General features: G+C 45.2%; 1 protein-coding gene. It reads left to right on the top strand.

Annotated elements, in window-relative coordinates:
• The first annotated feature begins 192 nt into the window (after positions 1–192).
• Complete coding sequence (locus FTU40_RS15095; protein ID WP_000018326.1) at positions 193–1,008, top strand: aminoglycoside O-phosphotransferase APH(3')-Ia; 816 nt, start codon at positions 193–195, stop codon at positions 1,006–1,008.
• The last annotated feature ends 219 nt before the right edge of the window (positions 1,009–1,227 follow it).

Here is a 1,227-nt window from a genome sequence, read left to right as displayed (position 1 = left end):
GTACCAGCGTACGGCCCACAGAATGATGTCACGCTGAAAATGCCGGCCTTTGAATGGGTTCATGTGCAGCTCCATCAGCAAAAGGGGATGATAAGTTTATCACCACCGACTATTTGCAACAGTGCCGATAAAAATATATCATCATGAACAATAAAACTGTCTGCTTACATAAACAGTAATACAAGGGGTGTTATGAGCCATATTCAACGGGAAACGTCTTGCTCGAGGCCGCGATTAAATTCCAACCTGGATGCTGATTTATATGGGTATAGATGGGCTCGCGATAATGTCGGGCAATCAGGTGCGACAATCTATCGATTGTATGGGAAGCCCAATGCGCCAGAGTTGTTTCTGAAACATGGCAAAGGTAGCGTTGCCAATGATGTTACAGATGAGATGGTCAGACTAAACTGGCTGACGGCATTTATGCCTCTTCCGACCATCAAGCATTTTATCCGTACTCCTGATGATGCATGGTTACTCACCACTGCGATCCCCGGGAAAACAGCATTCCAGGTATTAGAAGAATATCCTGATTCAGGTGAAAATATTGTTGATGCGCTGGCAGTGTTCCTGCGCCGGTTGCATTCGATTCCTGTTTGTAATTGTCCTTTTAACAGCGATCGCGTATTTCGTCTCGCTCAGGCGCAATCACGAATGAATAACGGTTTGGTTGATGCTAGTGATTTTGATGACGAGCGTAATGGCTGGCCTGTTGAACAAGTCTGGAAAGAAATGCATAAGCTTTTGCCATTCTCACCGGATTCAGTCGTCACTCATGGTGATTTCTCACTTGATAACCTTATTTTTGACGAGGGGAAATTAATAGGTTGTATTGATGTTGGACGAGTCGGAATCGCAGACCGATACCAGGATCTTGCCATCCTATGGAACTGCCTCGGTGAGTTTTCTCCTTCATTACAGAAACGGCTTTTTCAAAAATATGGTATTGATAATCCTGATATGAATAAATTGCAGTTTCATTTGATGCTCGATGAGTTTTTCTGATAGTTAGTCTTTGTAGAGACACAAACCTGAAATTCCGGACACCGCGCTTCAGGACATCTCCCTGGACGCCGATATCTGGCAGTATCCGGACGGGGCACTGTTGCAAATAGTCGGTGGTGATAAACTTATCATCCCCTTTTGCTGATGGAGCTGCACATGAACCCATTCAAAGGCCGGCATTTTCAGCGTGACATCATTCTGTGGGCCGTACGCTGGTAC

Origin of the sequence: Acinetobacter sp. YH12100 (genome assembly GCF_013419135.1) — a bacterium.
GTDB lineage: Bacteria > Pseudomonadota > Gammaproteobacteria > Pseudomonadales > Moraxellaceae > Acinetobacter > Acinetobacter pseudolwoffii.
The sequence above is the reverse complement of the archived record's forward strand: the minus strand, read 5'-3'. Positions and strand labels throughout refer to the sequence as shown.